This is a genomic window from Sphingopyxis sp. SCN 67-31, from assembly GCF_001725095.1.
Genome location: NZ_MEFH01000201.1, coordinates 1 through 6,893, shown reverse-complemented (window position 1 = coordinate 6,893; position 6,893 = coordinate 1). Strand labels below are relative to the sequence as shown.

The 6,893-nt window shown below is 62.3% G+C and carries 7 protein-coding genes; all 7 read right to left on the bottom strand.

Annotation, left to right across the window (positions count from 1 at the left end; translation table 11 throughout):
* Nucleotides 1–36 precede the first annotated feature (36 nt).
* The 7 genes from rplD to rpsL all read right to left on the bottom strand — a co-directional run bounded on the left by rplD (nt 37) and on the right by rpsL (nt 6,599).
* Nucleotides 37–663: a 50S ribosomal protein L4 gene (gene rplD, locus ABS88_RS23940; RefSeq protein ID WP_003042204.1), complete on the bottom strand. Its 627-nt coding sequence runs from the start codon at nt 661–663 to the stop codon at nt 37–39.
* 2 nt (nt 664–665) lie between these two features.
* Nucleotides 666–1,424, bottom strand: coding sequence for a 50S ribosomal protein L3 (rplC, locus tag ABS88_RS23935; RefSeq protein WP_040589724.1), 759 nt, complete (start codon nt 1,422–1,424; stop codon nt 666–668).
* Between the two features lie 266 nt (nt 1,425–1,690).
* The gene (rpsJ, locus tag ABS88_RS23930; protein ID WP_003042199.1) at nt 1,691–2,002 is read right to left on the bottom strand and encodes a 30S ribosomal protein S10; all 312 of its coding nucleotides are present in this window, start codon (nt 2,000–2,002) and stop codon (nt 1,691–1,693) included.
* Between the two features lie 147 nt (nt 2,003–2,149).
* Nucleotides 2,150–3,340 carry an elongation factor Tu gene (tuf, locus tag ABS88_RS23925; protein ID WP_003042197.1) on the bottom strand — a complete coding sequence of 397 codons (1,191 nt, stop codon included), beginning with the start codon at nt 3,338–3,340 and terminating at the stop codon, nt 2,150–2,152.
* A 153-nt stretch (nt 3,341–3,493) separates the two neighbouring features.
* A complete protein-coding gene (gene fusA, locus ABS88_RS23920; protein WP_003042194.1) occupies nt 3,494–5,587 on the bottom strand; it encodes an elongation factor G in 2,094 nt (697 codons plus the stop codon).
* A 96-nt stretch (nt 5,588–5,683) separates the two neighbouring features.
* Nucleotides 5,684–6,154, bottom strand: a complete 471-nt coding sequence (gene rpsG / locus ABS88_RS23915) for a 30S ribosomal protein S7 (RefSeq protein ID WP_003042192.1) — start codon at nt 6,152–6,154, stop codon at nt 5,684–5,686.
* A gap of 73 nt (nt 6,155–6,227) precedes the next feature.
* Nucleotides 6,228–6,599, bottom strand: a complete 372-nt coding sequence (rpsL, locus tag ABS88_RS23910) for a 30S ribosomal protein S12 (RefSeq protein WP_003042180.1) — start codon at nt 6,597–6,599, stop codon at nt 6,228–6,230.
* Nucleotides 6,600–6,893 lie beyond the last annotated feature (294 nt).

The window sequence follows — 6,893 nt, the reverse complement described above, 5'->3', positions numbered from 1 at the left end:
ATCACGTCATAGTGACGCGCATCGATGGTCTTTGCCTTAGCCATTGCAGCGGGCCTCCAGCTTTTCGACCGCCGCGCGGGTCAGGACCAGCGTGTCGGCGCGAAGGATGTCATAGACGTTGGCACCGATCGCCGGCAGCGAATCGACGCCGACGATGTTGGCCGAAGCCTGGGCGAAGCTGTCATGGACCGCATCGCCGTCGATGAAGAGCGCACGGCGACCGAGGTCGAGCTTGCCGAGCTTGCCGGCCAGCACCTTGGTCTTGGCTTCCTTGAGCTCGAGCGTGTCGATGACAACGAGCTTGCCGCCCTTTGCCTTGTCGCTCAGCGCCATCTTGAGACCAAGAGCGCGGATCTTCTTGTTCAGCGAGTGGCCGAAAGTGCGGGCCCGGGGACCGTGCGCCTTGCCACCGCCGATGAAGATCGGCGCCTTGCGATCGCCGTGACGGGCGGTACCGCCGCCCTTCTGGCGACCGAACTTCTTGCCGGTGCGGGCAACGTCGCTGCGCTCGCGGGCGGCGCGGGCGGGGCCGCGACGCTTTTCGAGCTGCCAGGCGACGACACGGTGGAGGATGTCCGCCCGCGCGTCGACGCCGAAGACGTCGTCGTTAAGATCGATGTCGGCGCCAGCCTTGCCATCGAGGGTCTGTACCTTGACCTTCATGATCAGGACTCCTGTGCGCCGTCGGCCGCGGTCGTTTCGACCTCTGCTTCCGCAGGGGTTTCAGCCGGGGCATTGTTGCTGTTCGCCGCGCTCTTGACCGCCGCCGGATAAGGGGCTTCGGGGTGACGCGGCAGCTTCATCGCATCGCGAACCAGCAGCCAGCCGCCCTTCGAGCCAGGGACCGAACCCTTGACGAAGAGAAGACCGCGCTCGGCGTCGGTGCGGACGATTTCGAGATTCTGCTGGGTGCGATTGCGCGCGCCCATGTGGCCAGCCATCTTCTTGTTCTTGAAGACGCGGCCCGGATCCTGGCGGTTACCGGTCGAACCATGGGCACGGTGGCTGATCGAAACACCGTGGGTGGCGCGCATACCGCCGAAACCCCAGCGCTTCATCGCACCGGCAAAGCCCTTACCCTGGGTGACACCCTGGATATCGACCATCTGGCCGGCGACGAAATGGTCGGCCGACAGTTCGGCGCCGACGTCGAGCGTCGCGTCGTCAGCAACGCGGAATTCGACGAGCTTCGCCTTGGGCTCGACTTCGGCCTTGCCATAGGCCCCGCGCTGCGGCTTGGCGACATTCTTCGCCTTTGCCGAGCCGGCACCGAGCTGGACGGCCACATAGCCGTCGCGTTCCTTTTCGCGAACCGAGACGACCTGGCAGCCTTCGAGGCTCAGAACGGTGACGGGCACATGGCGGCCATCGTCCTGAAACAGGCGGGTCATCCCCATTTTTTTCGCGATCACGCCAGTGCGCATGATCATTCACTCCTAACAGAGGCCGGGCAGAACCATTTCCGCACGGCGTGTGGACCCCACCGAACCTGCGTTCGATGACTGTCCTCCCAGCCCGAAATTTCGATGCATCGCCCCGTCCGGGCTGAGGTGCCGCTTTCCCGTGGGATCAGCGGCAAGACGGGGGACGCAGCCCGGATCAATCCGGCGGTATCCTCCGAAACCTGAATGTGTTCCTATCGGCCGCTTCTACCCTGGGCTCCGGATCAAGTCCGGAGCACGCTGGCTATTTAGGCCAACTTGATTTCGACGTTCACGCCCGCGGCGAGGTCGAGCTTCATCAGCGCATCGACCGTCTGCGGGGTGGGCTGCACGATGTCGAGCAGCCGCTTGTGGGTACGCACCTCGAACTGCTCGCGCGACTTCTTGTCGACATGCGGACCGCGGTTCACGGTGAATTTTTCAATGCGCGTCGGCAGCGGGATGGGACCGCGAATGAGGGCGCCCGTACGACGTGCCGTATCGGCGATGTCGGTGGTGGCCTGATCGAGCACGCGGTGATCAAAGGCCTTCAGGCGAATGCGAATATTCTGCGTTTCCATGACTATTCCAGTCGAATCCCGTCTGACGATGCGAAAGAGCCGAAATGGCCCGTCCCGACCCCCGCATGGAGGCCGGAAAGGCCATCAAAAATCTCAAAAGCTACGAGCCGCCCGAATCACCCGATTCGAGCGGCTCGTGGCCCTATATTACTTAATGATCGAGGCCACAACCCCTGCGCCGACCGTGCGGCCACCTTCGCGGATCGCGAAGCGCAGGCCCTGGTCCATGGCGATCGGAGCGATGAGCTTGACCGTCAGCTGGACGTTGTCGCCCGGCATGACCATTTCCGTGCCTTCCGGCAGGATGACTTCGCCGGTGACGTCGGTGGTGCGGAAGTAGAACTGCGGACGATAGTTCGCGAAGAACGGCGTGTGACGGCCGCCTTCGTCCTTCGACAGGACGTACACTTCCGAGGTGAACTCGGTGTGCGGCGTGATCGAGCCGGGCTTCGCCAGAACCTGGCCACGCTCGACTTCTTCACGGCCGACGCCGCGGATCAGCGCACCGATGTTGTCGCCAGCCTGGCCCTGATCGAGCAGCTTGCGGAACATTTCGACGCCGGTGACGGTCGTCTTCTTGGTGTCCTTGATGCCGACGATTTCGACTTCTTCACCAACCTTGACGATGCCGGTTTCGACGCGGCCGGTGACAACCGTACCACGACCCGAAATCGAGAACACGTCTTCGATCGGCATCAGGAAGGGCTTGTCGAGCGGACGTTCCGGCTGCGGGATCCAGCTGTCGACGGCTTCCATCAGCTTCAGGATCGCTTCCTTGCCGATGTTGTCGTCGCGGCTTTCGAGGGCGGCCAGAGCCGAACCCGCGATGATCGGAATATTGTCGCCGTCGAAGTCGCGCTTCGAAAGTTCTTCGCGGATTTCGAGTTCGACGAGTTCGAGCAGTTCGGGATCGTCGAGCTGGTCAACCTTGTTCAGGAAGACGACCATGGTCGGAACGCCGACCTGCTTCGCGAGCAGGATGTGCTCCTTGGTCTGCGGCATCGGGCCGTCAGCAGCCGAAACCACCAGGATCGCGCCGTCCATCTGCGCCGCGCCGGTGATCATGTTCTTCACATAGTCGGCGTGACCCGGGCAGTCGACGTGCGCATAGTGGCGTTCCTTGGTTTCATATTCGACGTGCGCGGTCGAAATGGTGATGCCGCGTTCGCGCTCTTCGGGCGCCTTGTCGATGTTTTCGAAGTCGACCTTCTGCGACAGACCTTCTTCGGCGAGCACCTTGGTGATCGCAGCGGTCAGCGAGGTCTTGCCATGGTCGACGTGACCGATGGTGCCGATGTTGCAGTGCGGCTTCGTCCGCTCAAATTTAGCCTTAGCCATGTTTCTTGAACCTTCTTGTTCGCGTGTTGAGTTGATCAGTCCTGGACGAGCCTGCTGAATCAGGCGCCGCCCTTAGTAGGTCTTGCCGCGCGGTGCAAGCCCGCGCTTGTCCGGGTCCGCCGTGCGAGGCAAGCCCCGCACGGCCAAACCGGATCAGGCCATCTTCGCCTTCACCTCGTCCGCGACGTTGTTCGGCACTTCTTCATAGTGCGAGAACTGCATCGTGTACTGGGCGCGGCCCTGGGTGAAAGAACGCAGCTGGTTGACGTAGCCGAACATATTGGCGAGCGGCACGATGGCTTCAACCACCTGGGCGTTGCCGCGGCTGTCCGTACCCTGGATCTGGCCACGACGGCTGTTGAGGTCGCCGATCACGTCGCCCATGAATTCTTCAGGGGTAACAACTTCGACCTTCATCACCGGTTCGAGCAGCTTGATGCCGGCCTTTGCCGCCACTTCGCGCATCGCCGCACGGCCCGCGATTTCGAACGCCAGCGCCGACGAGTCGACATCGTGGTACGCACCGTCGATCAGCTTGATGTCGAAGTCGATGATCGGGAAGCCGATCATGTGACCGTTTTCAGCCGATTCGCGGAAACCCTTTTCGACCGCCGGGATATATTCGCGCGGAATGTTGCCGCCCTTGATCTCGTCGGTGAAAGTGACGCCGCTGCCGCGCTCGCCCGGGGTGACCTGGACCTTGACGCGACCGAACTGACCCGAACCACCCGACTGCTTCTTGTGGGTGTAGTCGACTTCGACCGGCTTCGCGAGGCTTTCGCGATACGCCACCTGCGGCGCACCGACATTTGCTTCGACCTTGAATTCGCGCTTCATGCGATCGACGAGAATGTCGAGGTGAAGCTCGCCCATGCCCTTGATGATCGTCTGGCCCGATTCATGGTCGGTCGAGACGCGGAACGAGGGATCCTCGGCAGCCAGGCGGTTGAGGGCAACGCCCATCTTTTCCTGGTCGGCCTTGGTCTTGGGTTCGACCGACAGCTCGATGACCGGCTCGGGGAATTCCATCCGTTCGAGGATGATCGGCGCATTGCTCGCGCAGATCGTGTCGCCCGTGGTGGTTTCCTTGAGGCCGGCGAGCGCGACGATGTCGCCCGCATAGGCTTCTTCGATGTCCTCACGCGAGTTGGCGTGCATGAGGAGCATACGGCCGATCTTTTCCTTCTTGTCCTTCACCGAGTTCAGGTAGGTGCCCTTCGAGAGCGTACCCGAATAGATGCGCGCGAAGGTGAGCGAGCCGACGAACGGGTCGTTCATGATCTTGAACGCGAGCATCGACAGCGGTGCGCTGTCCGACGTCGGACGCGAATCGGCTTCCTCGGTGTCCGGGTTGATGCCCTGGACGTCGGGGATGTCGAGCGGCGAAGGCAGATAGTCGACGACCGCGTCGAGCAGCGTCTGGACGCCCTTGTTCTTGAACGCCGAGCCGCACAGGACCGGAACGAACGCCTGACCGAGCGTGCCCTTGCGGATCAGCGCTTTCAGCGTCGCCACGTCGGGCAGCGTGCCTTCGAGATAGGCTTCCATCGCATCGTCGTCCTGTTCGACGGCGAGTTCGACGAGCTTTTCGCGATATTCGGCAGCCTTGTCGGCGAGGTCGGCCGGGATGTCTTCGTAGAAGAATTCGGCGCCCAGGCTTTCATCCTTCCAGATGATCGCGCGTTCGTTGACGAGGTCGACGAGGCCCTTGAAGTCCGATTCCGCGCCGATGGGGAGGTACAGGACGGCCGGCACCGCACCCAGGCGATCGATGATCGTCTGGACGCAGTAATAGAAATTGGCGCCGGTGCGGTCGAGCTTGTTGATGAAGCACATCCGCGGAACCTTGTACTTGTCCGCCTGGCGCCACACGGTTTCCGACTGGGGTTCGACACCGGCAACGCCGTCGAACGCGGCGACCGCGCCGTCGAGGACGCGCAAGCTACGTTCGACTTCGATGGTGAAGTCGACGTGGCCGGGGGTGTCGATGATGTTCAGGCGGTGTTCCGGACCCTGACCTTCATCGGCCTTCCACAGGCAGGTGGTGGCAGCCGACGTGATCGTGATGCCGCGTTCCTGTTCCTGTTCCATCCAGTCCATCGTGGCAGCGCCGTCGTGGACTTCGCCGATCTTGTAGGACTTGCCGGTGTAATAGAGAATGCGCTCGGTCGTCGTGGTCTTGCCGGCGTCGATGTGCGCCATGATACCGAAATTGCGATAGCGTTCGAGCGGATGGCTGCGTGCCATGATCTTTTCCTCGGTTTTTGGGGGAAGCCTTTGGAGCCGCCCCCGATATAGGAAGTTTTGTTGCGATTGCGAGACGCCGGGGGGCGCCCTCGCAAATTACCAGCGGTAGTGGCTGAAGGCGCGGTTCGCTTCGGCCATGCGGTGCGTGTCTTCGCGCTTCTTGACCGCGTTGCCGCGATTGTTCGACGCATCGAGCAGTTCGCCCGACAGGCGCGCGGCCATCGTGGTTTCGCTGCGGTTGCGCGCCGCGGTGATCAGCCAGCGGATCGCGAGCGCCTGCGCGCGGTCCGGACGGACTTCGACCGGAACCTGATAGGTCGCACCGCCGACGCGGCGGCTGCGCACTTCGATGTTCGGACGGATGTTGGCGAGCGCCTCATGGAACACGCCGAGCGGTTCCTTCTTGGCGCGGGCTTCGACCGCTTCGAGCGCACCATAGACGATGCTTTCGGCGACCGACTTCTTACCGTCGAGCATGACACTGTTCATGAACTTCGACAGCACGACATCCCCGAAACGGGGATCGGGCAGGATTTCGCGGCGTTCAGGACGACGACGACGAGCCATAGGTAATTCCTTTTACAACAGCATCCCGGCGCAACGCGCCCGCGGGATGATCAAATAGCCGAAAAAGCCGTCCTTACTTCGGACGCTTCGCACCGTATTTCGAACGGCTCTGCTTGCGGTCTTTCACACCCTGGGTGTCCAGAACGCCGCGCAGGACGTGGTAACGGACACCGGGAAGGTCGCGCACACGGCCGCCGCGGATCAGCACGACGCTGTGTTCCTGGAGGTTGTGGCCTTCGCCGGGGATGTAGGAAATGACTTCGCGCTGGTTGGTCAGGCGGACCTTCGCAACCTTGCGGAGCGCCGAGTTCGGCTTTTTCGGGGTCGTCGTATAGACACGGGTGCAAACGCCGCGCTTCTGCGGGTTTGCTTCCATCGCCGGGACCTTGGACTTCACCTTCTGCGGAGTCCGGCCCTTGCGGACCAGCTGGTTGATCGTGGGCATGAATGCTTCACCTTCAAGTGTCCGCCCATCGGAGCGAACGGTTACTCTACCGCGGTGGATGAAGCTCCGGGGCATCGAAATGCCCCGACCTGATAACAGCAAAAGACCCCGGCGGACACATTCGTCCTCCGGAGGCTCCATCCGCGCCAGCAATGTTCAAGCGCTGTTGTGAACGAGTTTGGCGAAAAGTCCGCCGCTTTCGATCGGGGGCGCCCCTAGCGGTGATTCCCTTTGCGGTCAAGCGTCAAGCGGCTTGCGCCGCGGATTTCCGGCCGGTAGCGCCCCGTAAATGCC

What these genes read in the sequence shown, in the direction of transcription:
- rplD (WP_003042204.1), bottom strand. Translation starts at nt 663, where the DNA reads ATGAAGGTCAAGGTACAGACCCTCGATGGCAAGGCTGGCGCCGACATC.
- rpsJ (WP_003042199.1), bottom strand. Translation starts at nt 2,002, where the DNA reads ATGGAAACGCAGAATATTCGCATTCGCCTGAAGGCCTTTGATCACCGC.
- rpsL (WP_003042180.1), bottom strand. Translation starts at nt 6,599, where the DNA reads ATGCCCACGATCAACCAGCTGGTCCGCAAGGGCCGGACTCCGCAGAAG.
- fusA (WP_003042194.1), bottom strand. Translation starts at nt 5,587, where the DNA reads ATGGCACGCAGCCATCCGCTCGAACGCTATCGCAATTTCGGTATCATG.
- tuf (WP_003042197.1), bottom strand. Translation starts at nt 3,340, where the DNA reads ATGGCTAAGGCTAAATTTGAGCGGACGAAGCCGCACTGCAACATCGGC.
- rplC (WP_040589724.1), bottom strand. Translation starts at nt 1,424, where the DNA reads ATGCGCACTGGCGTGATCGCGAAAAAAATGGGGATGACCCGCCTGTTT.
- rpsG (WP_003042192.1), bottom strand. Translation starts at nt 6,154, where the DNA reads ATGGCTCGTCGTCGTCGTCCTGAACGCCGCGAAATCCTGCCCGATCCC.